At 59.7% G+C, this 26,332-nt stretch carries 14 protein-coding genes; all 14 read right to left on the bottom strand.

The features are described from left to right. Window positions 1–997, bottom strand: a 997-nt coding sequence (locus HMPREF0045_RS09615) for a WXG100 family type VII secretion target (protein ID WP_005986191.1), incomplete at its 3' end; no start/stop codon positions are given. 141 nt (window positions 998–1,138) lie between these two features. Beyond that, on the bottom strand, window positions 1,139–1,756 hold the full coding sequence (locus HMPREF0045_RS09620; protein ID WP_005986193.1) for a WXG100 family type VII secretion target: 618 nt from the start codon (window positions 1,754–1,756) through the stop codon (window positions 1,139–1,141). 130 nt (window positions 1,757–1,886) lie between these two features. Next, a complete protein-coding gene (locus HMPREF0045_RS05200) occupies window positions 1,887–2,153 on the bottom strand; it encodes a WXG100 family type VII secretion target (RefSeq protein WP_005986194.1) in 267 nt (88 codons plus the stop codon). Window positions 2,154–2,311: 158 nt separating this feature from the next. Then, window positions 2,312–6,733 (bottom strand): FtsK/SpoIIIE domain-containing protein, encoded by a 4,422-nt coding sequence (locus tag HMPREF0045_RS05205; RefSeq protein WP_005986196.1) that lies wholly within the window; start codon window positions 6,731–6,733, stop codon window positions 2,312–2,314. Then, complete coding sequence (locus HMPREF0045_RS05210) at window positions 6,730–7,482, bottom strand: FHA domain-containing protein (protein WP_005986198.1); 753 nt, start codon at window positions 7,480–7,482, stop codon at window positions 6,730–6,732. The genes HMPREF0045_RS05205 and HMPREF0045_RS05210 overlap by 4 nt, the downstream gene beginning before the upstream one ends. Window positions 7,483–7,558: 76 nt before the next feature. Then, window positions 7,559–9,424, bottom strand: a complete 1,866-nt coding sequence (locus tag HMPREF0045_RS05215; RefSeq protein ID WP_005986200.1) for a serine/threonine-protein kinase — start codon at window positions 9,422–9,424, stop codon at window positions 7,559–7,561. Next, window positions 9,424–10,692: an FHA domain-containing protein gene (locus HMPREF0045_RS11230; protein ID WP_330932960.1), complete on the bottom strand. Its 1,269-nt coding sequence runs from the start codon at window positions 10,690–10,692 to the stop codon at window positions 9,424–9,426. Before HMPREF0045_RS11230 ends, HMPREF0045_RS05215 begins: the two co-directional genes overlap by 1 nt. A 218-nt stretch (window positions 10,693–10,910) precedes the next feature. After that, window positions 10,911–12,002, bottom strand: coding sequence for a hypothetical protein (locus HMPREF0045_RS10995; protein WP_005986204.1), 1,092 nt, complete (start codon window positions 12,000–12,002; stop codon window positions 10,911–10,913). Next, complete coding sequence (locus HMPREF0045_RS05230; RefSeq protein WP_005986206.1) at window positions 11,999–12,889, bottom strand: PP2C family protein-serine/threonine phosphatase; 891 nt, start codon at window positions 12,887–12,889, stop codon at window positions 11,999–12,001. Before HMPREF0045_RS05230 ends, HMPREF0045_RS10995 begins: the two co-directional genes overlap by 4 nt. Beyond that, a complete protein-coding gene (locus tag HMPREF0045_RS05235) occupies window positions 12,889–14,559 on the bottom strand; it encodes an RDD family protein (protein ID WP_005986208.1) in 1,671 nt (556 codons plus the stop codon). Before HMPREF0045_RS05235 ends, HMPREF0045_RS05230 begins: the two co-directional genes overlap by 1 nt. Then, window positions 14,556–17,513, bottom strand: a complete 2,958-nt coding sequence (locus HMPREF0045_RS05240) for a transglutaminase TgpA family protein (RefSeq protein ID WP_005986210.1) — start codon at window positions 17,511–17,513, stop codon at window positions 14,556–14,558. The genes HMPREF0045_RS05235 and HMPREF0045_RS05240 overlap by 4 nt, the downstream gene beginning before the upstream one ends. Further along, window positions 17,510–18,757 carry a DUF58 domain-containing protein gene (locus HMPREF0045_RS05245; RefSeq protein WP_005986212.1) on the bottom strand — a complete coding sequence of 416 codons (1,248 nt, stop codon included), beginning with the start codon at window positions 18,755–18,757 and terminating at the stop codon, window positions 17,510–17,512. Before HMPREF0045_RS05245 ends, HMPREF0045_RS05240 begins: the two co-directional genes overlap by 4 nt. 3 nt (window positions 18,758–18,760) lie before the next feature. Continuing rightward, window positions 18,761–19,726 carry an AAA family ATPase gene (locus HMPREF0045_RS05250; RefSeq protein ID WP_005986214.1) on the bottom strand — a complete coding sequence of 322 codons (966 nt, stop codon included), beginning with the start codon at window positions 19,724–19,726 and terminating at the stop codon, window positions 18,761–18,763. A 70-nt stretch (window positions 19,727–19,796) separates the two neighbouring features. Then, window positions 19,797–25,916 carry an Ig-like domain-containing protein gene (locus HMPREF0045_RS05255; protein ID WP_005986216.1) on the bottom strand — a complete coding sequence of 2,040 codons (6,120 nt, stop codon included), beginning with the start codon at window positions 25,914–25,916 and terminating at the stop codon, window positions 19,797–19,799. Window positions 25,917–26,332 lie beyond the last annotated feature (416 nt).

Below are 26,332 nucleotides of genomic sequence, written 5' to 3' on the forward strand. Positions count from 1 at the left end.
CAGGAATAATATGGCGCTCACCGTATGCACGCGGAGCAATCAAGTCCATACGGCCAAATAGCCCATCACGTGCGATATCTTGCGCATAACTTAGCGGGTCTAGCGCAAAGCTATAGGCCTTGACATTAGAGCCATCCATAGGGGCCTGGGCATTAAAGCCAAAGTTGTTTAGGCAGTTAGCTCGCGCGATCGTTTCACTGGTAACTGAGAGCCCCGCAGCGTTAAAGGTTACTGCTTTCCCACCGGTAGCTAATGCGCCAGCTGAAGCCAGTTCACCGCCCAGCGAGTGACCGGTAAAGTCAACGTTTTCACGGCCCACCGCTAGAGCCAATTTAGTAGACACATCTATTGCATCCGACACCTGAAACGATGTAACAACAGCACCCTCAATATCATTGCGAAGATCTAAACCTGGTTGTCGATCAAGCTCAGTACCACGGAAAGCCAGCACATACTTACCGTCAGCATTCTGGTAGATAGTGGCCTGCATACCGTTTTCAGTGTCTAAGTCAGAGGGGTCAATCCCTAGCTTCTTCAGCTCGTCAGCATCAACCTTGCGCCAACCATCAGGGATCGGGTCGCCAGTTTCATAAGCAGCCTGAGCCAGACGCGCATAGTCCGCATCGCGTCCAGCTTCACCCTCGCGCGGTTTGCCGTTGTAAGGATCCGAACCAGAAGAACCATTTGCAGCTTTAGCAGCTGAACCTGCCCCAGCTGTACTCGCAGAGCCATTAACAGCGGAGGCTTTCTCCTGCTCATCAGCCTGCTGGTTAAGGTTAGTGTTGCGCTCACGCAGAGAGTCCACCACATTACGCACCAAAGCGGTCAGGTTTGAATCCCAATCAGCTTTAAAGGTGTCGGCGTCTTCGCCCACCCAGCCAGCGCTGTGCAGCTGCCCATTAATTGAGCTCACAACGTCTTCAAGTGAAGTCGCCTTGTCACCAAACAACTGCGCTAAAGCACGTAACTGCTCAACATCAGCACCAACACTAGCCACGAGCAACCCTTCCTAAACAAATTTCGCTGCGCGTCACTGACGCAACGCAATAACAGCTGCACCCAAATTACCCTGTTTAAACGAGCCTATGGGAGCAAAACCCCATTAGTGACTCAACTCAGATCCACTAAAAGCAGGGTTTTAGCTTTCTACTGAACGCTCAGGAATCTCCACAAAATCGGTGGGATATTGGGTGCTCAGCTTAGGCAGATCAGGCAGATAATTGATGGGGCTAGCGCCATCACCAAAAACATGCACGCCCTGCTGACCAAACTTGCCGCCCGCAGCGATCCCGCTGACCGCAAAACTGCCACTTGAGCCGGTTACGCCGGCATCTGCGAAGCTACCGCTCGAACCGCTTATACCGGCATCCTCAAAACTGCCAGTTGAGCCGGTTATGCCGGCGCTGCCACCACCGCCACCAAAACTACCGCTCGAACCGGTTACACCAGCGCCGCCATAGCTACTCCCGCCGACGCCGCCAGCGCCACCACCGCCGGAAGCCTGCTCCTGCTCGTCAGCGTTACGGTTTAGATCCCAGCCAGCTTGCGCCAGTGCCTGCGCAGCATTGCGCAGTTGCGGGGCTAAGACACTATCCCAGTCATCCTTGAACTTATCGCCGTCGCTACCTTCCCAATCCGTAGCAGAAACTAAGGCTTTTAAAGCCAAGTTGACGTCATTATCTAGAACCTGAGATTTATTGTTAAAAGTCTGTGCCAGCTGCCGCAGGCTCTCAACGTCTGCCCCATAAAGCGCCATAGAAACCCCTCAAACGGTGGTGTCAGAAAAGTTTTCTTAAAAAATCTTAAGCGAAAGTGAGGGCCGAGGCGCTTATAAAGCACCTCGGCCCCACTTTTAACACGCTAGAAGCCAATCAAGGCTGCTGCGATCAGTGACCAGAAGCCTGCTCCTGCTCGTCAGCGTTGTTGTTAGCGGTGGTCTGAGCCTGACGTAGAGCGTCAGCAACGTTGCGCAGCTGGGAGGACAGGGTGCCTTCCCACTCGCTCTTGAACTGGTCGGCGTCGGTACCCTTCCAGTCAACGGACTGGACCTGGCCGGAGATGGTGGAGATTACGTCCTCGACGGTCTGAGCCTTCTCACCGAACTGCTGCGCAAGTGCCCGTACGCCCTCAATGTCCATACCTAGGAATGCCATGGTATTTCCTTTCATGTAGTAGCTAAATTCCGTGCTTCAAGCCGGAACCTTTCGACAAGAAAATAATGCAACCTATCGCCACACCCAACAATGGGGACCAATCCCCCTACCAGCCCGGTTAAGTAGCAATTGCTTGCAAAACCGCCACTATCTGGGCTTTAACTAGCCACAATTTGCACCTTGACAGCCTTGGCGGCACTGATCCAGTACCCGCGTCCCGGCACCATTTCCCCACGCTGGATGCGCGGAGTGGGGGTGCGCAGCAGGGTTTCGCCGTCGCCCGTATCAGGCTGAATCAGCAAACCAGTACGCGAATTCTTAATCTCTGCCAGCATCGGCGAGTAACCAGACCAGCCGGAAGTCTCACCCTCAGCAATCACCAAGTGACCGCTGCGCTTAGCCTGCTTAACCGCAGCCAACAGGTCCTTTTCAACCGGCGTGCCCACAACTTCGGGGTAGTGCTCCACTACCAACACCAGCAGCGGGTGGTTGTCGGGGGCCTGCATGGCAACGTAATCCTTGATTTTCTCCAGGCCTTCCTTGATCTGCTCGTCGCCCACCATGGTCAAATCCCACAGCCCAGCCACATCGGCCAAAGCCGAGCGGCGCGGAGAAATAAACACCCGACGTACCTTGGGATCCCACTGCTTTAGCGAGCCAGCCAACCAAAGCAGCGCCGACGTCGTCGCCGCCTGAGGCGGACCCGCCACCATCATGGCCCCAGTAGGCACAAACGTGGCCGGATCCAGATCCTGCGAAGCCATACCCAACACCGGCCAGCCCTGGTAAACCTTAGGCAGATCAGCCTCGCTAAGCTCAGTAGGCAGGTTAGCGATAGCTTCAGGCTTGATGCGGCCTTGACGGCTCAGGTACTTACCGAAAGCCTCAATGAGCTGGGCCTGGGCCATCTCATTAGAAGAGTCACCCATAATCGCCAACTGCATTTCACGCCCGTCACCCATAATCATGGCGCGCCCAGGCGGGCTAGCAGGGCTGAGCACATCCTTGGCCACACCAAAGTTGATGTAGTCATCCATATTGGATTGGCGCAGCACTACCTTCATCAAGAAAGCAGACAAAACATTGCCGCGATAAGGCGTAGTCCAGTCACAGGTGGCCGCCACGTGTACGCCCACACTGCGTCCATCAGTCAAAATACGCTGCAAAATATCCAGGTTGGCAGCGCCGTAAACAGTCTTCTCATATTCACTGCGCATCGCCCCCAACCCATCAAGCAGCAGCAAAATCCGGTGATCATTGGTGTGACCACTAATGCGCTGATAGTCGCTGAGCGTGCCCGCACTAGCCGCCGTAAACCGGTCAGTGCGCTCATCAATAATGGAGCTGAGCTTACGCAGCAAACGCTCCACACCTTCAGAGTCATCGCCAGAAACAATCGTGCCCACACTGGGCAGCTTCTCCAGCACCTTCAAAGAAGCCCCGGCAAAGTCCATGCCGTAAATATCCACCGCACCCGAGCGCGGCGTAATCGAGGCTGCCAAAGCCAAACTACGCAACGCCGTCGACTTACCACTACCGGCAGCCCCAAAGAAACAAATATTGGAGTCTTTCTCAGGCAGGAAGTAAGCGGGCACCTGGCTTTGATGCACCGGATCATCCACCACACCCAGCACCAGTTTGGTGTCGCGCCGCTGCGGCAGACGGTTAAGGTCATAGGCGCTAGCCAGCTCATCGAGCCACGGTTTACGCGGCACCGGCAGGCCCGCAATGCGCGCCGCCTGACCCACCGTGGCCACCACGCGGTCAATATCCTTATCGATACTACGCCCGCTGGTTTGCACCTTCGCCACCTGCCAGGGGTTAAGGGCGCCGAAGGTCATCTCATCGACGCTCACCGACGCGCCGGTAGCCTCCGCGCTGGTACGCGCCCCCGGGTAGGCCGACTGGAACGGCGTAATACGCCCCGGACCGGTCTTAGCCGCCCCGCGTCCAGGAATTTCCGGCGGGAAGTGCGCGGCAATCTTCTCCCCCAGCACGTCTTGGGAGTCGGACTCGTCGGCCATACGCAGCGCCACACGCAAGTTAGTGTTAGCGCGCAGGTTGTCTTTAATGACGCCGGCGGGGCGCTGGGTGGCCATGATTAGGTGCAGTCCCAGCGAACGGCCACGTTGGGCGACGTCGACGACGCCGTCAACGAACTCAGGCACCTCACCTGCCAGGGCCGCGAACTCATCAACCACAATGATCAGCGACGGCGGGCACTCGGGGTCACCGGATTTTTCCAGCTCAGCCAGGTCTTTTTTGCCTTTTTCGTTAAGCAGGCGCTCGCGGTAGTGGATTTCGGCGCCCAGCGAGGTCAGGGCGCGGCGCACCATGGCGGGCGAAAGGTCAGTCACCAAACCCACACAGTGCGGCAGGTGAGTACAGGCAGCGAAAGCCGAACCACCCTTATAGTCCACAAACAGGAAGGTTAGGCGGTCAGGCGAGACCGCCTGGGCCATACCCAGCACCCAGGATTGGAGGAATTCACTCTTACCGGCACCGGTGGTACCACCCACCAGGGCGTGGGGTCCGTGCACGCGCAGATCCAGCGCCAAGGGCGCGTCGGCCCCCTGCCCCACCAGGGCGGAGAGGGAAACGGGCCGGTCCATGGGCACAGTCTTGGTGCGGTCAATGATGGAGTTGGTGGCTTGCCAACGGGCCACCTGGGCGGAGGCGTCGTCGGCCAATTCAGCGCCGGTAAGCGAGATGAAACTAATCGAACGCGGCAGGTCGGAGTCATCATCCACGGGCACACCCGCATCCACCATGGGCGACATGTGCTTAGCTAGCGCCCGCACCTGGCTTAACCCCAGATTTTCGGGGCGCACATTAGTGGCATTAACGCTGCGGCGCACAAAGCCCACAGTGGACTCATTGCCAGACACTGTCAGGTAAGAGCGGCAAGCAGCGGGCACCTGACTGGCAGCTTCAGCCACCCAAATCACGTGCACGCCCACATCCGGGCCACACTCCACAATGCGGTTAAGTCGGGCCTGATCCACCTGGGATTGGTCAACAATCACCACCACGTCGGGCACATACATGGGGTCTGTTTCTTCAACCGTGGGGTTGAGCGGGCCACGCGGGCGCGGGCGGGTTTGCAGACGCTGGAAAATGATTTCTTCCAGGTGCGAGACCAGCGAGGCGCCCACCGCTGCGTCAGCCGCTAAATGCAGCTCCCCTAGCGGCGAGAAGGGCGAAGCGGTGTGGGGTAGCCATTCAAGCCAGTCCCAGCGCGAACGCCCAGCCGGGTCGGTTAGGCAGGCCACCACCAGCTCAGCGGGTGAATGCATACACACCAGTTGGGTGATTACCGCGCGCGCCACCGGGTCAATATCGGCGCGCAGCCCGCTAATACCAAAAGCTCCGTCTTGGCGCAGGTTAACCACAATCGGCACGTCGTCGATCATGGCGTATTGGGCGCGCAGTGCCGCAATGGTGGACAGGCACTGGGGCAGCCCGTTTTTAGCTTCCTTGTCTTTTTCCATCCGGGCCACGGGCAGGTCTGTGCCCAGGCCGATACGGATCTGCATAAATTCGGGGTGCTCAGGGCGGCGCGACCACAGCAGCGGCCCACCCATTTCGGCGTGGCGCACAATGGCTTCAATGGGAGGATATTGCTGTTTACGCACTTCGCGTTCGTTAGCAAATACCTGCTCAATATGTTTTTGGGTTTCTTTAATTGAAACCTCGAAGGCTTCCAACTGCTCTTTAAGGGCGCGTTTACGCCGCCACTTGCCGTCAACCCACATACCACCCATCATCATGGGGCTCATGCATACGAACATGATCGAGTAGGGGTTGTGGGTTACTGAGTACATCATCAAACCCATAAAGGCCGGTGCCAGCATAGCGATGAACGGCAGCGGGTTTGGGTTTTGCTGGGTGGGAGCCTCAGGCAGTTTGATTTCTACCGCCGGGGTACGCGGCACTACGCGCGGGGTGCGGATGAAGTTAATGCCGGCGCTTCCGGCGGCGTCGGTGGCGCTTAGGGTGGTGGTCACCAGGGCCACCTTCACCTCAGATTTACCGATCTTGACGCTGTCTAGGGGTCCCAGCTTTAGGCGCTGGACCCGCTGGCCATTAACGACGACGCCGTTGGAGGAGTTTAGGTCACGTACTTCTACTTCGGTGCCTACTACCACCCGCATATGCTGCTTAGAAACCATCGGGTCGCTGAGGCTGACGTCTACATTGTCGTCACGCCCCACCAGGTTGGAGCCCTCATAGAGCGGGAAAACCCGGCCCCTATCAGGGCCTGAAACCACCGACAGTACAGCCACATGCTCGCCGGCCACATTAGTGTCTGCCGGGTTTTGCATTAGGGAGACTTTAGCGCCCGAGTGCAGCCCGGAGTCTTCCAGCAGGGTGTCGCTGGTTAGGGCGCGGGCGCGCCCACGCCCGGCGGTGTCAATAATGTTGATGGAGACTGTGGCCGGATCTATGGCCTGACCGGCTTCACTTGGTCCGGCGCTAGCCAGTGCGGCAGCTACGTCCCCTACCGTCGCGGTGGCGTCCGTGGTGATTTGCAGGTTATGCGAGCCGTCGCCGCGCAGTAGGTTAAGACGTAGTTTCATTCGTGGGCACCATCTAACAGGGGAAGGTCTTCAGGGGTTACCAGGCGTGAGGACAGAGCGTATTCCACTAGCTGCACGCGCCGGTGGGAGGCGTGGGAGCCGGCCCCACCGCGCATACCCTTGACTCCAGCCCGATCGAGCTTGTCACAGACATTGTCTAGCTTGCGGTTGAAACGGGTGATACCCCACCCTAGGCGCGCGGCGGCGTCGACGTTACGCGGCAGGGAAACCGTGCCGGTACCAGCCCTACGCAACCACGGCTCGGCCAAAGACAAAATCAGGAGCTTTTGGCTTTCAGTAAGCACCACCATGCCCATAGTGGCCTGACCAGCGTCACTATCTGCCTCAGCGGCCTCAGCTTCCTCTGGATCGCGGTTTTCATAGGAGGGGCAAGGCACTTCCGCCAGGATCTCATAGGTGGTAGAGCCGGCACTGAAAACCACTGCCATCTGCCCAAACACCATGGGGACGCGCACACCGGGGGTAACCCAGGCGCGTGAGGCCCCAGCCATGTCGGCCACGGTGGCCCCCAGACGCGAACCCTGGTTGTGCACCCACCATAGGCCGTTTTGGAATTCAAACACCAAGAACTTGCGGTGCAGGAAGGGGTTGTCGCTTAAAGCTAGGTCACCTTCACGGCCCACCGTGAAGGTCTGGGTGGGCTCAACCCGATAAATTTCCCCAGCAAAATCGATTACCAAGACATCTTTGCCGGTTACGTTATCGTCGGGCGTGGGCGCTACGCTCATGGTTTTACCTTCCTGTCTACGCGTTTAATAGGACTTTTATGCAATTGGGTGGCGCGGGCCGGGCGCGCTTAGTGAGCTACTGGCTAGCCGGGGTGTCGATGCAGTCAATGACTGGGTCTGATTCACGCCCTGCGCTGTCGCGGGCGGCTACTTGCACGCAGGTGCGCGGCGGTGTTGGCTTTAGCGTAGCGTGGTGGGCGCCGGTTTCCTGCAGGCCTTGCGGGGTCTGAGATTTTTGCGGGGCCCCCGAGTTGGTGACGCTGTAGAGGAACGTGGCGTTTTTGGCTTTATAGTCCCATGTGGCTTCCACCTGCCCGTTAGCATAGCTCAGCTTCAGGTTGGTGACAGGCTCAAGGTAGCCATTCACGTCCGGATCCATGGGGGCAGCAGTGCCTGCGGTGGTTACCGCCGGCTTGGGGTTAAGCCCGCCGCGTTGTAGGCCCCGGTAGGCTGCGAAAGCTATTACGCCTATTAATACCACTACTAAGGCGCTGATCAGCAGGGTTTTTAAGGATACGCTGGGGCCCTCTTGCGCCGCGCCAGCTGCCAGGGTGGAGTCGGGTGTCTCCGGTGAGAGCGGGCCCTGCTGGTTTGCGCTGCTCGCTAGGCCGCCCGGGCCGACGCCGCCGCTTTGGGCAGTGCCGACGCCGCCCGGGCCGACGGCGCCCTCTCCCGCCGCAGCTGGGGCGCCGCTTTGGGGGTTGAAGGGGCCGCCTGGGACAGTTCCTGGACCGGTCATGCCTGACAAGGCCGGATAGCCCGCGCCATAGCCAGAACCGGTATTGGCACCGGGACTGGTCGCAGAGCCCAGGGTCGTGTTGCGGTTAAAACCAGAAGTGTTACCGGTAAAAGTACGCGCGTCGGCTGGAGACTGGTGGGCGTTGGGGTAGAAAGTGCCCGAGTGGCTGCCTGAGCCAAGCGAATCACCCCAGCTATTGGCGCCGGCAGTGTTGATACGCGCATTGGTGTCGGCGGTGCGGCCAGTGTTTTCAGGGGAAATGGACACTACCGGACGCAGCCGGGTGGCGTCGTCGTCGCTACCGTCAGTAGCGATTACGGGCTGGTCCTCCCACACATCAATGTTGGTCAGCGGCAAGCCCAAAGAAGACTGAATCTGGCGTAAAGCCCGCGCGAACGCCATCGCCGAAGCAAAGCGATCTGAGGGGCGCTTAGACATGGCGGTAAACAGCACCCGCTCTAGCGCGGCGGGCACGTCATTGCGGCCAATGGGGGCGATAGAGCCGTGATGCAGGCGCTTAAGAATAGAGGCCGGGTCATTGTGCGCACCCGGGGTCATATCCACATGCGGAGGTCTACCTGCCAGCATGGTGTAGGTGGTGGCAGCTAGTGAATAGACGTCAGAAGCGGGCGTCAAAGGCCGGTTAAGCTGCTGCTCAGGCGGCGCCCAGTAGGGAGAAAACGCCGAGTCAACCCGATCGGCGGGAGTGTCTTGACTGATCGCAATTCCAAAGTCAGTCAAAACCGGGTGGCCAAAGGCGGTGAGCAAAATATTGGCCGGCTTAATGTCACGGTGAAGATAGCCGGCGCGGTGAATAGTTTCCACAGCGCCAGCAATCTTAATGGTGATTTCTAAAGCCTGCTCCACCCGCATTGGCGAAGTAGTAGAAAAGCGTTTACCCAGGTGAGGCGGCGGGCAATACTCCATGGTGAGGTAAGCACGCCCATCGCGCAGGCGCCCGGCGGCGTAAAGCGAAAGCACCGCCGGATGCGCCCCGAACTTGGCCATTAGGTCAGATTCGGCCTGGAATTTTTGTTTTTGGGCTGCACTGGCCCCCGAACGGATTACTTTAACCGCAACTTCACGCCGAGGCATGTCTTGGCGGTAAAGAAAAACGTCCGCGAAGCCGCCCGCACCGAGGAAGCGGATAAATTCCGCTCCCTCCAGGTGCGGGCCAACAGGTTCACGCAGCCGAGCAGCCATCAGGGCTCCACAGACAGAACTACACCGTCACCCAGATCAATCCGGTCGCCGTAACGCAGCAGTTCACGCTGCCCGCCGCCCAGGCGACGCGGCAACTGGCCTTCACGCAGCAGGTAGGTGCCGTTAGTGGAGTTCAGATCCTCCAAGTTCAGCTCCCAATCATCAATGTTGATGCGGCAGTGAGACTTGGAAATGGACTTGGTGGGGCTAGCCACCGCCATCAGGTGTACGCCAGCGCCAGGTGCAGCCTTAGGTAGGCGCCCCACAATGACGTCGGCATCTAAGGTTACTGACCCGCCGGTAGAAGCCACCAAAGTACCCAGGTTAGGGCGCTTTACGTGGACGATCTTGCCGTTTAGAGCCCCACCGCAGATGCGGCAGGAGCTGGCGTGTACCGGGTTGGGGTGACCGTTTACGCAGTTAATTGCCAGTACTTCAGGGCCATCACCATCTGCGTTGGCACTGTCAGCTACGGGCGGCGGCGGGGCCTGCACACCGCCGGTGGGGACAGCGATGGTGTAACCATCGTGCGTCCAGGGGGTACCCGGGGCCACGTCCAGTGCGCCGGTGGGGGCCTGCACACCGGGTAATGGCACCGCATTACCTACGGGGTTGATCTGGGTGGCTTGTGCCTCTAGCGGGAGCTCAGCGGATTGGGTTCGGGGATTGGGAACCGGATCCGACCCCGCAGTGGCGGGGTCACCACCAAAAGGGGAAGAGCTAAAGGGGTTACCCTCGTTGATACCCTGGATCGGGCCGGTAGGTTCCGCTTTTTTCTCCCCCTTTCGGCGCGAGAAGTCCAAGCCTTCGCCTTGTTCAAAGTTGAACTCTAGACCTGAAGCCTCATCATCGCGTAGTTCACGCACAGCAGCGTTCTCCACATCCACCCCAATGGTTTGGCCGTAAAGGTGGCCAAAGTACTGGTCTTCGGGGTTTTGCTGGCTCTGAGGTGCGGCCGGGGTAGCTGTAGCGCGGGCAGCGCGCGAATCAGCAATAACCAGTTCACCGGAGCCAGCCGGGGCGCTGGGTACAACCGGGGCGCTGTAAGCAGCCGGCTCCTGGAAGCTGGCAGCCGGGGCACTGGGGGCGGCCAGTGGCGCGCTAGGCACAGCCGGGGCGGCCGGCACAATCTCAGTGGGGACCGTGGCCGGGGCGTCATCCATGCGGTAGCTGGCGCCCGGGGCCACCGGTGCGCTGGGAGCCACCGGTACGCTGGGAGCTACCGGAGCCGGAGGCTGGTTTTTAGCGGCACTTGAGCCCCCCAGCATGGCAGCTAAAGCTGCGGCGGCCTTGGAAACCTTGGGTTGAGCCGGGGAGCTGGCAGGTTCTGCGCTAGCTACAGCCTCAGCGATTTCCGGGCTGGGGGCAGCCGGGGCCGGCACCGGGCCGGCACCAGCGGGCACATCCAGCAAGCTGGTGGGGGCAAAAGCGTTAGCAGCAGCTGAAGCAGCTGAGCTAGCGCTGGCCTGGCCAGGCAGGTCAACAGCTACTCGGGCAGCGTGCGCACCGCTAGGGGCTGGCGACGGCGCCGAGCTGATTGCCTCAAAATGCTCAGTGGCCGGGGTTTGAACTGCTGGGCTGGGCGCGGCAGGGCTGGAGCTAGCAGAGTTGAAGCTAGCCGGGCTGGGCACAGCCGGGCTGGCAGTGGCGATAGACAGATCCGGGTTTTGCCCAGGTACCAGCTCAGCTGCCAGTGAAGCACTGGCGGCCACCGGGTTGGGGCGGGGGCCGGCACTGCCGGCAGCTGCGGACTAGGCACACTCGGGCTGGGCGCGGCGGGGCTGAAGCTAGACGGGCTGAAGCTAGCTGGGCTTTCACTGCGCGCACTAGCGATAGCCTCACTAGGCTCCGGGGAAGGCACACTGGGCAGCAAGCCGGCTACCGGCTGGGAGCTGACCTCACTGATCGGGGTGTCTTCTAGCAGACTGCGGGCTGCTGAAGCTTCAGCGGCGCTGGGCACCACCGAGGCGGGGCTGTAAACCGAGGCGGCGCTACCGGCGCTGTAGCCAGAGTAGGCCGAGGCTACAGACTGTGCCGACCGCGTCGCCGGCGCGCTGGCTGCGCTGACTCCGCTGGCTGCCGAGTTGGAACTGTAAGCGCTGTAGACTTGACTTTTGTCGGCTCCCACCAGGCGGTTAACCTCACGTAGCTGCCAGTGCAGCATGGAGGCACGGGTAACACCACTGCGCAAAGGTAGCGCCTCAGTGCCAGCTCCGTGAGCCTGAATTACCAGGGCGGCGACGTCGTCGAGACGTACTTCCTCCCACGCAATAGGGTTAAGTGCCGAGACAGTGCGCACGAAACCATTAACCTGAGTGACCTCAGCGGTGATAGAACCACGCAGGGCCAGGTGGACGGCGCCGTCGGAGAAGACACCAGCCACAAAGTCAGGCAGGTGGAAGACGTTGTTGTTGTAGTAACCCGCCAGCACCTGCAGCAGACGCTGCAAATTAGCACCATCTTCAAGCTCGCGCCACAGGTCAAGCAACAGATCGTTGGGCCCCTCTAGGGCAACGAATCCGCTCTCGCTGACCGCACTGAGAGTGGTACCTGCGTACCAATTAACTTGAGTATTCATTCATTGTCCTTGAACATCCATGACCATTGCTCACTAGCAACCTCATCGCCGCCACGCCACGGTAGCGACCTATCCAGGGTGGGAGCATCCGGATCATAGTCCCAATCCTGCGTGCCAGGCAGGCTCTGGTGGGTCAGATCGTCATCCTCCCAAGGCGGATATGCGGCCGCAATATCCACCACGATCACCGAGATATTATCCCGACCGCCTGCGTTCCTCGCCGCTTTCACCAGCGCATCAACCACACCCTCCGGCTCACTAACCACAGCTGCGGTAGCCTCAATGAGAGTGTCGGTAACCATGGAAGAAAGCCCATCTGAACAGATGATGTAGCGGTCTCCCACACGTGCAGGCAAGACAAAATAGTCGGCGCGTACACGCGGGCCACAGCCGGCCCCTAACGCGCGCGTAATTACGTTACGACCAGGCAGGTGCTGGGCTTGTTCGGCAGAGATGAGCCCGGCATCAATCTGCTCTTGCACCTGCGAGTGGTCTTTAGTGATTTGCTCAAAGCCGTGCTTGCCTTGGTAGTAGGTGCGCGAGTCCCCAATGTTGAGTACACGCACGCACGGCATAGCCCCATTTTCGCTAAGCACCAAGCCGGTCAGGGTAGAGCCTGGCGCGGGCACACCCGGCAGGCCACTGACTGCCCGGGCTGCGCGTTTAACTGCTTTTTGCAGTTGGGAGGGGTCAACCAGATGATCCTGGGTTAGCTCAGAGAAAGCTGCCAGGGCGGTGGCGGAAGCGACGTCGCCCGCCTTGTGTCCACCCATACCGTCAGCCACTAAAAACACTGGACCGGAAGCTAGGTAGGCGTCTTCGTTGTGTTGACGCACTAATCCCACATCAGTCCCTGCGGCGTATTTGACCGCGATGCGTGTGCGCATCACTCAACCTCCAGGCGGCGGTCGCCGAAAACAATTGAATATCCCTTAGCAACTGGAACCATAGCCCCAGTAAGTACATGTGTGCGACTACCGTCAGGAGCAACCACGCTAGTGCCGTTGGTTGAGCCTAGATCGGTGACAAACATGTACTGTCCATCGACGCGCACCGCCAAGTGAGTTTTAGAGATAGAGAAGTTGGGGTCAACTACGGGCACCACGTCAGCTTGCGCCCACATGCCTGCGGGCACCGGGTTGCGCCCCAGCACCACGGCGCTGGTGACGTTAATGACGTCGCCGGTGTCAAGGCGCAAGCACTTACCTACATTGGTTTTAGCGATAGTGACATGCTCATCCCAATCCGTGCCGCTGATATCCACCTGGCCGGTTTCTTGGGCGGCGGTTGCCTCTCCCATTAATTCGTCGGGAACTACCACCGGGATGGGACCACTAAAAGGCTTGTTTGCCCCTAGCTGGCCAGAGACGGGGGCGCTGGCAGCGCTAGCTGGAGCCTGGAAGTTGTTTGGGCGCACTGGCTCCATGTCAACTTCAGTGTTGGCGCTGGGAACAATGGTTTCGTCGTAGCTGTTGCCTAGCGTCTGGGTGGAGTTGGGGGCGCTGGCACCGGGGGCGGTTTGGGCGGGAGCCTGCAGGTTCCAGTCCAGGGAAGTGATTACGCCGTCGCTGTCACGTTGGCCGCCTTCAGGGCCGGGGCTGGTTAGCTGGGGCTGGGGAGACTGGTTGGCTTGGTTTGCACTAAAACCGCCACTTTGATTGGCGACGCCGCCGGCAAAGTTGGCACTGGAGGCGGCGGGGGCTGAGGCGGAGCTGACCGCACCATTAGCTACGGCGCCAGCAGGGATACCGGCCATACCAGCGGCGCCAGCGCCGGGGGCGCCGGGGAAACCAGCGCCAGGGGCACCGTTAGCAGGCCCTACGCCACCAGGAGCGCCAGCGCCAAGGCCTGGGGCGCCACCAGGAGCGCCAGCGCCGGGGTTAAAAGCACCATTTGGGCCTGGGGCTGGGGGCATGGTGAAAGAGTTTTGGGCCATCTGTGCCGCTGCCTGTACTCCAGGTAGCTGCGGGTGCAGCCCGAACTCGTCCATATCCCCTGCCCCAGGCCCGGTTTGGGGCGCGAAAGGCTGGTTGGGAAGAGTTAGCGGGTTGCTTTGTAGACGCACCGGGTTTACGCCTTGGCGCACATTAAGCACAATCACGCCGCTAGCGCGGTCAAACCAAAAGCGGTTTAGGTGGTCGCGGCTAAGGGCGTAAATAACTAGGTTGCCGATCCCGGCAGTAACTAGGGACACCCCTAGCTGCAAGGCTAGCTTGTTGAAAGCTGCCCCACGCGGCGGGCCACTGTTTTTAAAACCGGCCCATGCTAAACCCAGTATCCGCAAACCTGGGGTTTGCCCACTGCGCATCAAAGCTACTAGGTAACCAATGCATAGCAGCACAGTTAGCGCAATTGATACACCTAGGCTAATCCAAAAAGGGGTGCGGTTAGATTGGTTGCCAGTACCAAAAAATATTACGGCCCCGCTGCCGGCACCAATGACTAGAGAAAAGATAAGCGAGTCAATTAGACGCGCAAACACCCTGGGCCAAAGTGCAGCAAGCCGGGTCCCCTGCAAATGCGCGGGGACCGGGGCCGGGCGACTATTTAGGCTCATTTCTTTCTCCTGAAGTTAGCGCGCATGGTCTGCAGCCACTGCGGCACACGCATCCCTAATGAAACTGGAGATACCGCAGCTAGCCATCGACGCGTGCGTCGCCTACTGGCACCAAGGTGCTGTTTAAGATTTTGCATCTCTAGCCATAAGGGTTCCTGGGAATCAGCTGAAAGTTGCTGCTCAGTTAGCTCCAGATTGGCGTTATTTGAACGTTTTTTAGACTTTTGTTTATCTCCAAAGCGCCCCTTGCGTTGCTTACGGTTCGCTTGGGGTGCTTCGTAACCACTTTCGGACCAAACTCCCTGGGGATCTGGCAGTTTGACGGGGTTTTGGACGCCGTCAGCGGTAGTTAGGCTCCCCTGCCCCGACTGGCCGAAAGCTACTGCGTTGACTGACAACGCAAAGTTACGCACGGATCCTGGCGGGAAGTTGGAGCCAAAGACTGGCTCTAGCGCATCGATTCTAGCCTGCGCTAGACGCTGGGAGCGTTCGCGGGCACGGGCCCATTTGGCTTTAAGGGCTTTAATGGGGTGACGACGGCGCTTCTGGCGCCCCTTTACGGGCACGTACAGGGGCGCCGCCACTGCGCCACCTGCACCACCTGCGCCACCAGCGGCTTGGCCACCGGCAAACTGGGCACCGCCTGCACCACCAGCGGCTTGGCCACCAGCAAACTGGGCGGCACCCGCCAAGCCCCCGGCGCCGTCGTTAGCAACGCCGTCGCCACCAGAGCCCGCCCCAACAGCAGCGCTACCAGCGGCGTTAGCAGCCGCAATGGCCTCCGCACCACGCAGTTTAGGCGCCAAATCAACCTGCCCACCCAGTGCCTGGGCGTTACGTTTAGCCTGCTGCTTGGCGCGCTTAGCCTGCGCTGCCTGGGCGGCGGCAGCGTCATAATCAGCCAGCGCAATATCCAAGTAGCGTGCCATCTGGGTGCGGGTGGCGTTAGTGGGCAGCTTGATGCCATAGTCGCGCATCCAGTCTTCCAGCTCCGCCCAGGCCCCCAGGGCGCTGCCAAGCTCGTCGCGGTTACGACGTCGGCGCCCACGCACCGCTTTAAGCGCCAAAATCAGCGCAAATGGGGAGCTAACCAAAGCGGCCACACCCAGCCCCTGCCCCACCAGCAGCAGGTAGTGGGCCCAGTCAAAACCATGCTTTTTCTTAGTGTCGCGGTCGTCAGACACGTCCGGGGTTAGGTCAGCTTGCTCCTGCGGAGGCGGCGGTGCCTGCAACACCTGCGGACGCGGCTTGGGCTTGGGCTGCGGCTTGGGGTTAACCAGTTTCTTGTCGCGCGGCGGGGTGGGGTCAAAAGCCACCCAGTCGCCGTCGAAGTTAACCTCCACCCAGGCGTGCGCCATAGTGCCCTTAACCTCTAACGTGCCCTTGGAGTAGTGCTCAGGGTAGAAACCCAGCACCACGCGGGCCGGGTAACCAGCCTGGCGGGCCATAAGCGCCATAGCCACGGCGTACTGCTCGTCATCACCCACCATGTAGTAGTTGGGTTCTAGCAGCTCATCGATGCGGGCGGTGCGGTGACCGGGGCGCGCCATCGAGTCTGAGCCGTCAGAGTAGTAGCCCTCATCATGGTATTTAGTGGCCATGGCGCGCACACGAGCCAGCGGGCTGTTAGCGTTACCCACAAACTCACGCAGACGCGTAGCCACCACAGCTGGCACATTAGTGTCTGTGCCATTTGCTACCTTCCCAAACCTACGCTTAGATAGCTGCGCATCCGAATAGGTAGGTACAGTAACCACATTTACGCTGTAGCTGTCGCCTTTAACCAGGGTACGGGTGCTAAGCAGGGCGCCCAGATTGGATGAATAGAACAGATCCTGAGTTAAACCCTGGCCTTTACGCGGGGTGAAGCTACGCACCTGTCCCCCACCTGGCAGCCAGTTACCCTGGTAATCAACCATGGTGAAAGTCAGGTTATGGGTTTTAGCGCCTTTAGGTAATACGCGCGTATCAACCTGGGCCCCAACCCGCTTAAAACCCTCACCGTTGTCTGACGTCCCAACTCGCATAACGTTTCCGTCATAGGCGTCCATTGTGGCGACACGGATACGCTCACCATTTTGCAACCCCGAAACCGTAAACAAAGTAGTGTCTTTTTGAGTATCCACCCAGTAGTGCAGGCGCGTAAGCGGAGCCTGATACTCGGCAATATTCAGCGGCGGCGTCACATAGCTACGCAAAACCTCACGGTTATTAGCCCCCGTCACCTGCGGGCCCAGCACCGCCCCCGCAGCCATGGCACAAGCCAGCATCAGCAGCGTGCCCAGGCGGGCTCGACGGCGCAGCCGCCCCGCCCCCAAAGCGATCAGCCCGCGCTGGCCCCGGCCGTGACGCTTATTAACCGCCCAAGCCGCCCACGCCAGCGCCACTAGCACCCCCACCAGCGCACTATCGCGCCCATAGGGAGCCTCAAAACCACCAAATAGCGCCCCCAGGGCAAACATCAGCCCAGCCGGAAGCAGCGCCCACAACTGGCCGCGCTGGTGGCGCAACACAATCGAAGCACCCAAGCCAGCACACACCATGGCACTCAAATACGGCACCACCGTAATACCCGCATAGGCGTTAGCCGGCGGCGCCAAAGTCAGCAAGTCACGCCAACTAGTCACCGCCCCCAACACCAGGGTTTGCACCATCTGCAAAGACGGAAACACCTTAGCGCTAGCCAAATTCGGTAAAGCCAAAGCCCCACCCAACAGGTAGGCAATCACCAGGGCCAAAATAGTTTCCAGCCGCCGCAACCCCAACGCATAAGCGACGCCAGTAACCACCACAGCCAGCAAAGCGCCGCCCATAGCCGCAATATAGCCAGACCAGTCCCCAAACACCGCCCCATGGCTAACACTGGCAGCTAGCATCAGCAGCGTAAAAGCAACCAGCCCCAGCCAGTTAAAAGCCCGGCGCTTACCAACCGACTCAAGCCCATCAACACTCATAGCGCCGCCTTTCGCAATAATGCCGGAAGCTCACTAAGCGCCCCCAAGTGCAGCAAATCCATTGCCCCCAAACGGTTACGCCCCGCCCGCCCCGGGCTCACCCGCAACACATAAGAACGCGCCGACACCGGCAGACGCACCCAAGCACGCTCAATTAGCTCCAAATCAGCCCCTGAACCAGTAATCAACACCGCCACCGAGGCACCCGGACAAGCCGCCACCGCCTCCTTAGTCAACTCCGGCAAGTCAGCGGCGCGCCCATCCATCTCCACCAGGCTCAACGCATCCAAAGCCCGCTTAGGGTTAGGCAGCGCCGGCACCCCCGCCTGAGTCACCAAAGTAACCTCACGGCTAGCCTTAATCGTGGCCACAATCAGCGACGCCGCCGCCGAGACAGCCACCTCAAACTCAGCCTCACTAGCCCAAGACGCCGCCCGCGTATCCAACACCACCAACAGGTGAGCCCGACGCGTCTCCTCAAACTGACGCACCATCAACTTGCCGGTGTGAGCCGTAGACTTCCAGTGAATATTGCGCCGATCATCGCCGGGCACATACTCACGCAAAGTATGAAAAGACACATCCGAGCTAGACAAATCCCGGATCGTAGCGCCCTCAATATCCTTAATGAAACCAATGGCTTCACTTTCCAAAGCCACCGTACGCGGATGCACATACAGCTCAATGCGCTGACTCCAGCGGCGCTCGCGGCGCACTAGGCCCAGCCCGTCACCGTTAACACTGCGCACTGGGCCGATTGGCACCAGGCCGCGTCGGGCGGTGGGGATAGCTAGAGGCTGGCTAATCATCTGGCCGGCGCGCAGGGAGGGCACCAGTACGTCAGCGGTGGATTTACCTACCGGTAGTTCCATCACGGCTTTGCGGGTACGCCGGGTGCCGGCGTTGGTGGCTTGTAGCTCGCCGTAGGCGTTATCGCCCACCACCACTCGCTCGTTTTGCACATACAGGTTGATGTTGTGTTTACCCAATCCCAGGGCGCTTAGCGGGGATAGTAGGGCCAGTACGCCTAGTACCAGGCCGATCACCGCCAGCTCCACCCAATGCGTTAGCAGGGCTAGGCCTAGCGCGCTTAGCGCCACTGCGGTCACGCCCCACCACAGGGGGGTGAGCACCTGGGTGGCGCGGGCGCGCAGGCGTCGCCAGCTAGTGGGTTTTTGGCCCTTTGCGCCAGGGTTTAAGTCGACGCCGCCGCGTGGGGGCGTAGAGCTAGTTTTAGCGGTCATGGTTTAGCTGTGTGCGGTGGGCGCGGGGACAGAAGCCAGAATCTGCTCAATGACACCTTCGGCGCTGGCGCCGGAGAACTGGGCGTCCACATCCAACACCAGGCGGTGAGCCCACACCACTGAGGCCAGCTCCCTGACGTCGTCGGGAATTACGTAGTTGCGCCCCTGAGCGGCAGCCCATACGCGCACCACGCGGGTCATGGCGATAGCGCCACGGGTAGAGACCCCAACGCGCACCTGCTGATGCAGGCGGGTGGCTTCAGCTAGGGCCGCAATGTAGTCCAGTACGGCGCCGTCGACATAGTTAGTTCCGGCTACATCCGCCAGCTGGGTGACCACAGCGGAGGAAACCACAGCCGACAATTTAGCGGAGCGGTCGGGGTTAGCTGAGTCAGCCAACACCTGGGCCATAGCTCCACGCTCGGGGTAGCCCACGGAGGTTTTCATCAAGAAACGGTCCAGCTGGGCTTCGGGCAGCGGGTAGGTGCCGGCCTGCTCAATGGGGTTTTGGGTGGCGATAACCATGAAGGGGCGCCCGGTGGAGTGGGTTTTGCCATCCACAGTAATTTGCGACTCTTCCATGACCTCCAGCAGCGCCGACTGGGTTTTGGGGCTGGCACGGTTGATCTCATCAGCCAGCACGATAGAGGCAAATACCGGGCCCTTGTGGAATTCCCACTGGCCGCTGCGCTGATCGTAGATAGTCACCCCGGTGATGTCGCTGGGTAGCAGGTCAGGGGTGAACTGGATACGCGAGTGGGTGCCTTGGATGGTGGCCGCCAGGGCGCGGGCCAGGGCGGTTTTGCCGGTGCCCGGGGCGTCTTCGAGCAGCAGGTGCCCCTCAGCCAGCATGGTGGTGACAGCCAGGCGAATTACCTGCTCTTTGCCCAGCAAGGCCTGCCCTACGTTAAGCACCATTTTGTTAAATAGATCAGCAAACTGGGCGGCGTTAGCCTGGGTGAGCGACATGGGTTATTCCTTTCAAAACTTTTCGCTGACGCTTATAACGACGACGCAGCTTTATGGCTGCAAAGCTGGTTTATTGGTGTGTACCTGACTCGCATTGCAAAGCGGCGTTATCTTCTTTTTCTTCCGCCGGGGTAATGCTGGTGGCGACATATAGAGTCGCTCCGCCTACAAATGAGGTGTAGCGTTTTTCTTCTTTACCGGCATCAGCGTTAATCGAGTAGGTTTTACCTGCCCAGGTAATGGTGCACTTGGTGGTGGTGCCGTCCTTCCAGTCCCACAGCTTGACGCCGTAGCGGTAGCAGTTGGGGCTGGTGCTGCCGCAGCTGCCGTTTACTACCTGGGAGCGGTCCACAAAGCCCTGGTAGTTGTTGGCTGGCTTGGGTTCTGCCGCCGACGGCGCCGCTAGGCTTTGGCAGCGCGGTTCAGATTCGCGGGTGCCGGCCTCGCTGGTTACCTGCTTGGAACTGGTGCAGATTTTTACTTCTTTACCTGCTTCAACCCCGTTTTGGAATTCCACAGTGCCGCCGCCTGCCGGCGGCTCCTGCTTATTGGTGTAGGCAGCACCAGTGCTGATGTAAGCCGAGCTGGTGGCGGTGCGCCCATTGCCGTTAGCGGGGCCAACTTGGCAGCTGACCTTAGTGCCCTCAGGGCGAGTGCAGGCCAAAGTGGGCGAGATTGGGGCGCCAAAAGGCGTCACCTTACCGGCCACTACTCCTTCAGAGCACTTACCTGAAGAGTTACAGGCGCGCACATAAATAGTGGATTCTTTACCGTTAGTTAAGCCGTTACCTGTTTTATTGGCTACCGACTGCCAGGTGTTCTGATCGGTTGACCATTCCAGGTTCTGGGAATTTTTGTCACCGCTGGTAGCCGTGAAGTCTACCGCGTTATCAGCGCCAGTAGCCTTGGGGGCTGCAGACACTGAAGGAGCAGATACTTTACCCTCCAGCTTCATAGTGTATGAGACTTCCTCAGACGTGCCGCCGCGAGTTACCGCCCTAACTGAGAACTTCACGGTCCTGTCTACGCTTGTATCAATTTCATAGGGCTTACTTAACCCATAAATCACTATGGCACTAGAGGCCGTAGGGCTATCGGTGTAAGAAAGGAGGTAGTGGGTAATCGGCAGCCCACCAGTGTTGGCTGGCGGGTTCCACGACACCAGCACCCTGGTGGTGCCATCTGAACCCTGGCCCTGTTTAACTGCCGTCAAATTAGTGGGCGGGCCAGGCTTGCCATAGGGAGTCACCGGCTGGCTAGCAGCTGATTCCTGACTGGCACCTTGAGCATTAACCGCGCGCACAGTGGCCGTATAGGCCGTGCCGTTGGTTAGGCCCGTGAAGGTAGCCTTAGGTTCGGTTACGTTCTGGCTGAGCCCACCTGGGGAGAGCGTAATTACGTAACCGGTGATACGCGAGCCGGGCGAGTTAGACCTGTTCCACGTGAAACTAGCGCTGCCGTCACCAGCCTTACCAACGGGGGCTCCGGGCGCCGTCGGCACCACACTGACTTGCACACTGGCAGTATTAGAACGCGGGGACTGACCCACCGCGTTACGGGCCACCACATAGAAGGAGTGGGTAATTCCCGGGGTGCGGCCGGGCATAATGCAGCTGGTGACCACGCCACAGTCAAGCAGGTCGCCCTGCACTGTGTCGTGGACGGTGAAGTTATTGATGTCGGCGCCGTTAGAAGCCCCGGCGGTGAAGGAAACTGTCACTGCGTCGGAGCCGTTAGCGGTGGCCCTAACCCCGCTGGGGGCGTCAGGCAAGCCGCGTACACTCACCGCAATGGTGCCCGTAACTTCACGGTCGGCGTCGTTAGTTTTATCGCCCACCCGGTAGGAGATGTTGTAGGTGCCGTGCAGGCCTTCCCGAGCGCTAATGGTTAGGGACGTGCCCGAGGCGCGCACGCTAATACCATCGCTGGAGCTAGGCGAGCCCACCAGGTGGATCGGGGTGTCAGTAAAGGGGTTAGTGGCGTAGTTGGCCACGTCAACCGTGGTGGATTTACCTGCATCCACGCTCACCTGAGCTTGGCTTAGCTGCACCAGCGGCTCTTTAGCGCCGGTGACACTAACCGGAATTACCGCTTTAGTGCTGGCTCCCTTGGCGTCGCGCACAGTCAACGCCAAGTTAGCGCTGTTGCCGCGCTTAGCCCCCGTGCCGGTCTGCACCTTGAGGGTGTGACCATCAACGCTGGCTTGGATACCATTGGCGGCCCCCGAAACCGTGTAGGTCATGGAGGCGGGGTCGTCGCCGTCGGGGTCGCTAACCCAGCTGCTCATATCCGCGCTGACGCTTTGACCACCCACGGCCACCTCAATGGCGGTGGGGCGCACCTGCGGGGGACGGTTAGCAGCGCCCGGATCCACAATCAGCGGGATCGTGAGCGTGGCAGACAGGGCTTTATCGTCGCTGCCGTCAGTTACCGTAACCGTGATTGAGGAGGGCCCGGAATAGTCAGCTTTAGCCCCAAACTCCAAGGTGGCAGAGTCTTTAACTAGTGTTGAGCCATCCCAACCGGCGGAGGCGCTAGCCTGCCCATCTTTCGGCACACTTACGCTGCGACCGCTACGTACACGCACATAATTCTTTAGTGCGATAGCGGTTTTAGTGCCGGCTTTAACATGGATAGGAGTCTTAGACACATTCAGCTCAGGGTTAGTTACCTGGTTGCCAGGCACCCACACCACAGCTGAAGCAGACAGGGAGTCCTTGTCGGTAACCGTGTAGAGCACGTAACGCCCCTGCGTGGCCGGCTCAATTAGCAGGTCTTTACCCGAAACTTTCACGCCCGGGTCAGAGCTGGTGACGCGGTCAGATTCAATATCGCCGTCGGGGTCTTCATCATTATCAAGCACAGACACCTTCACGGTGCCCTGGGCGGCGCGAACCTGCTCAACACTGACCTCGTCGTCGCGCGCAATAGGCGCAACCAGGGCGGCGTCGGGCGAAACCACCACGGTGACCAAGCCAATTACCGGCTCAGAGTGGCCGTCGCTGACCCCGTATTGCAGTGAATAGGTACCGGCTTTTTCAGGGGCCTTGAACACTACCCGTGAATGCTCAGCGCTGACCTCAATTGAGTCGTCGCTGCTGCGTACATCGTCTGCCACTAGTGAAAGTGGATCCCCATCGGGGTCAAGGTCGTTAGACAGCACCGGGACCGATACTTTCACGCCTGGACGCACCCGCACCGAGTCAGAGATAGCCACCGGCTGCTGGTTAGTGCCAGCTACGGCGCTTACCCCCACCTTGACCTGGCCGTTAGCGCTGCGCCCTAGGCGGTCGGTGACGGTGTAGCTAAACACGTCCGTGCCGGCCGCGCCGTTGGCGGCGGTGTAGGTCAGGTATGTGCCGCTAACTTCAGCGCTACCCAAAGTGGGTGAGGTTGCCAGGCCCGTCAAGCTCACCGAGTCACCTTCAGCGTCAATGCCCTGCAGCGGGATAGGAATAGTTACCTTCTCCCCCGCCACGGCGCGTGCCTGCACATCTTGCGGGTGGGGGGCGGTGTCGTTTTCAGGATCAGAGCCCACCACCGTCAAGTTCACGGCGGCACTAGCTACGTTCCCGGAGGCGTCGCGCACCGTGTAAATGAGCTTGCCGGAGCCAGGCTGGTTAGCGGCACGGAAACGCACCACATTGTCAGAGACGAAAGCTTTACCCAGGTTGGCTGACACTGAGCTTTGCAGATCAGGCTGCACGGTGAGCTTAAGCCCGCCCGGGGAGCGGTCATTGTTTAGCACCGAGATGCTACCCACGTCACCAACGCGCACCACCAGGTTGTCGTCGTTTAGCTGCGGGGGTTTAGTCATGTCAGCTGCCGGGGTGGGCACAACCCGGATAGTGCCCTGGGTGGCGCCAGACTGGTTGACGGCGGTGTAGGTCAAGCTGGCCGGCTCACTTAGGCCGCTGGGCGCCGTGATTTTCACGATCCGGTGTTCCAAAACTGCCGCCACCAGCGGGGAGCCGTCAGGGGTTTTAACTGACTGGACTGACAACACGCCCCCGGTGGGGTCGGTGTCGTTATCCAAGGCGGCTACCAAAGCCGAGCCACCCTCAGGCAGGGAAGTGACGTCGTCTTGCACAATTGGCACAGATTTTTCTGCGCTCTTAATGGCGTCAACCCTAATAAAGCCCGAGGCGGTCTTGGGGCCGTTAGAAACCTGATAGTTCAGGTAGTAGGTGCCTTCCAGACTGGGCGTGAAGGTAAGCACCCCGGTGGGCAGGTCACTGGTTACTGACAAGCCGGCAGGGGCATCAGATACCTGGGTTAGGCGCAGGGTGCCACCGTTGGGGTCAGAGTCGTTATCCATGGGGGTTAGCTGCGCGGAAACACCCACCGGAGTGACCAGGTGGTCACCGTTGGTGATGGGATCGAGGTTGCCCGGGGCTTTAACGGTCACGTTCAGGCTACCTTCGCCATCGGCGCGCCCGTCAGAGAAGATAACTTTCAGGCTTACATCGCCGGGGGAAGTGCCGGTGTCTTTAATGGTGATAGTGCCGTCAGCGCGCCAATTGACGTTCATGGTCGACGGCGCCTGCACGCTCTTGATGTAGATCTGGTCCCCATCTGGGTCTAGCCAGTCGTTAGAGACGTTGATTTGGCCCTGCGCCCCGGTGGCCAGGGTGAGCACAGAGCGGTTAGTTTGCTTGGGAGCTTCATTAACCGAGTCAGGGTGCACGGTTAGCTGCACGCTGGCTTGGGCGTTGGCACGCCCGTCACTGAGGTCATAGTTGAAGGTGCTAGAGCCGGTAGCGCCGGCATCTACCCGCACCTGCAGGGCGGCGCCGTCACGCACCGGGGCCACATTCCCCCAGCTGGGCTGGCTGAGCGGGGCAGCGGTGAGCACGTCGGCGTCTTCATCAGTGTCGTTGTTGATTACCGGTAGGTAAGCGGTACCGCCTGCGCGCACGCCGTACTCGTCGTTATTGGCTTTGGGCGGGTGGTTTTCGTCCTTGTGTTCTTTGGGGGCGTTTTGGTCGCGCTGGTTGGAGTCGTCTTCCTCGTCCTCGTTTTCCAGCTTGGATTTGACCTCTTCCCAGCCCTTTACCTCAACCATGTCCTTATCAGGCAGCCACAGCCCACCGGTTTTGACGTCGTTGAGTACGATCACGTCGCGGTTGGTGCGAAACACTGCCTGGCTGGCCTGGTTCAATGTGGAAACTTTACGGGCCAGGTCATTTTTGGTGCCGGGGCAGTCACGCAGGAAGCTACCTTGCCCACTCCAGGCCGCATATACACAGCCTCGGTGTAGCACCGGGCGCGAGGGGGAACCCTGGGCGGTTTTGGCTTTAACGGTGGTGACTTTTTTGTCATCCAGGTTTACTCGCAGCAGCGCCCCGCGCGCGCCCACCAGCACGTCTTTAGCTTCCGGGCCAGCTTCTTGTAGCTGCAGGTCGGTGCCGTTTAGGTGGACGGCCTCCCCGCTGGGCAGTACCAGCGTGTTGTTTTTGGTATCTAGCACCACTGCCTGCTTGCCTACCGCACTGACCTGCAATTTGGCGTTGTTGGCGAGTTTGGGCAGTTTAGTTTCGCTTACGTCTAACTGCTCACCTGCGGGGGTGAGGGTCTTAATTTTGCCGGCTTTTAGGCTTACTACGTGGGCGACGCCGTCGCTACCGATACTTAGCACCGCGCCGGGCATGTCGGTCACCACCGGGGAGGCGGTGGCGGGGTTGAAACTGGCGGCCTGAGCGGCGTCAGCTAGCCACACTTTGCCGGTTTTAGCATCCGCATAGCCGATACGTGAGCCGCCCATCTGGATTTTGTCAGCGCCAGCGAATTTAATGGATTCTTTCAGGGCCACGCGGGCAGGGTCTACGCGAGTAAAAGAGCCGCCATCAGTGTTAGCTACAAACACTGTGGCGCCGTTTTGGCGTACATCAAAGTTAGTGGAGTCGGTGCGTACGCGCCCGTCTAGGGCTTGGGCTTGGTAAGACAGGTGCCCAACCAGGCGCATGTCCTGGTTAGTTACCCACACGCCGCCGTCGTTGAGGTTTACTTCTTTGGAAACAATGCCCGGGTGGGCTACTGCCAGGGCCACCACGGAGGCAGTAGCTACGGCGGTGGCCGCACCGATTAGGTTGCGAAGTTTAATTCGGGCTCCCATGCCTGCACGTAAACGTGTATGGGCAGAGCTATCGGCGCCTTGGCGCTTGGAGCGCACCAACTTGGGCAGCTTCAATTTTTAACCTCACTGAAAATTTTGGAGCTGGCAGCCAGAGCTCGCGAGACTCTCACTGCTGGCCATTGTTCAGCCTGGTAGGGCCGGGGATTTGTAGGTTTATGTTGCCGCCAGCGCGCTTTGAGGGCGCAAGCAGGGCAACAAACACCCTAGGTCTAGCCTTCACCCTAGCGCGATGGGGAGCCTTCCCCATAAAACCTAGGTATTTAGTTAGCAATCTATCAGGGCATTTTTGAGCTTTGTCACCTCCTTTAGGAGCAGCCTTCGCGGCCTTCAGCACTGTTCTCAGCGCAGCCTTCAGCCCCACCCTCAGCTCGTCCTTCAGCGCTCCCCTAGCGCAATCAGCGCCCCACTCAGCGCGGCCTTCATTGCATCCCTCAGCGCAGTCTCAATTTTGTCCACCAGACAAACTGGTG

Origin of the sequence: Actinomyces graevenitzii C83 (assembly GCF_000239695.1) — a bacterium.
Classification (GTDB): Bacteria; Actinomycetota; Actinomycetes; order Actinomycetales; family Actinomycetaceae; genus Actinomyces; species Actinomyces graevenitzii.

Excerpts from the sequence above, each read along its gene's own strand:
- HMPREF0045_RS11230 (WP_330932960.1), bottom strand. The coding sequence starts at position 10,692 with ATGCTGGGGGGCTCAAGTGCCGCTAAAAACCAGCCTCCGGCTCCGGTA.
- HMPREF0045_RS05250 (WP_005986214.1), bottom strand. The coding sequence starts at position 19,726 with ATGTCGCTCACCCAGGCTAACGCCGCCCAGTTTGCTGATCTATTTAAC.
- HMPREF0045_RS10995 (WP_005986204.1), bottom strand. The coding sequence starts at position 12,002 with ATGAATACTCAAGTTAATTGGTACGCAGGTACCACTCTCAGTGCGGTC.
- HMPREF0045_RS05235 (WP_005986208.1), bottom strand. The coding sequence starts at position 14,559 with ATGAGCCTAAATAGTCGCCCGGCCCCGGTCCCCGCGCATTTGCAGGGG.
- HMPREF0045_RS05240 (WP_005986210.1), bottom strand. The coding sequence starts at position 17,513 with ATGAGTGTTGATGGGCTTGAGTCGGTTGGTAAGCGCCGGGCTTTTAAC.
- HMPREF0045_RS05230 (WP_005986206.1), bottom strand. The coding sequence starts at position 12,889 with ATGCGCACACGCATCGCGGTCAAATACGCCGCAGGGACTGATGTGGGA.
- HMPREF0045_RS05245 (WP_005986212.1), bottom strand. The coding sequence starts at position 18,757 with ATGACCGCTAAAACTAGCTCTACGCCCCCACGCGGCGGCGTCGACTTA.
- HMPREF0045_RS05215 (WP_005986200.1), bottom strand. The coding sequence starts at position 9,424 with ATGGCTGCTCGGCTGCGTGAACCTGTTGGCCCGCACCTGGAGGGAGCG.
- HMPREF0045_RS05205 (WP_005986196.1), bottom strand. The coding sequence starts at position 6,733 with ATGAAACTACGTCTTAACCTACTGCGCGGCGACGGCTCGCATAACCTG.
- HMPREF0045_RS05210 (WP_005986198.1), bottom strand. The coding sequence starts at position 7,482 with ATGAGCGTAGCGCCCACGCCCGACGATAACGTAACCGGCAAAGATGTC.
- HMPREF0045_RS09620 (WP_005986193.1), bottom strand. The coding sequence starts at position 1,756 with ATGGCGCTTTATGGGGCAGACGTTGAGAGCCTGCGGCAGCTGGCACAG.
- HMPREF0045_RS05200 (WP_005986194.1), bottom strand. The coding sequence starts at position 2,153 with ATGGCATTCCTAGGTATGGACATTGAGGGCGTACGGGCACTTGCGCAG.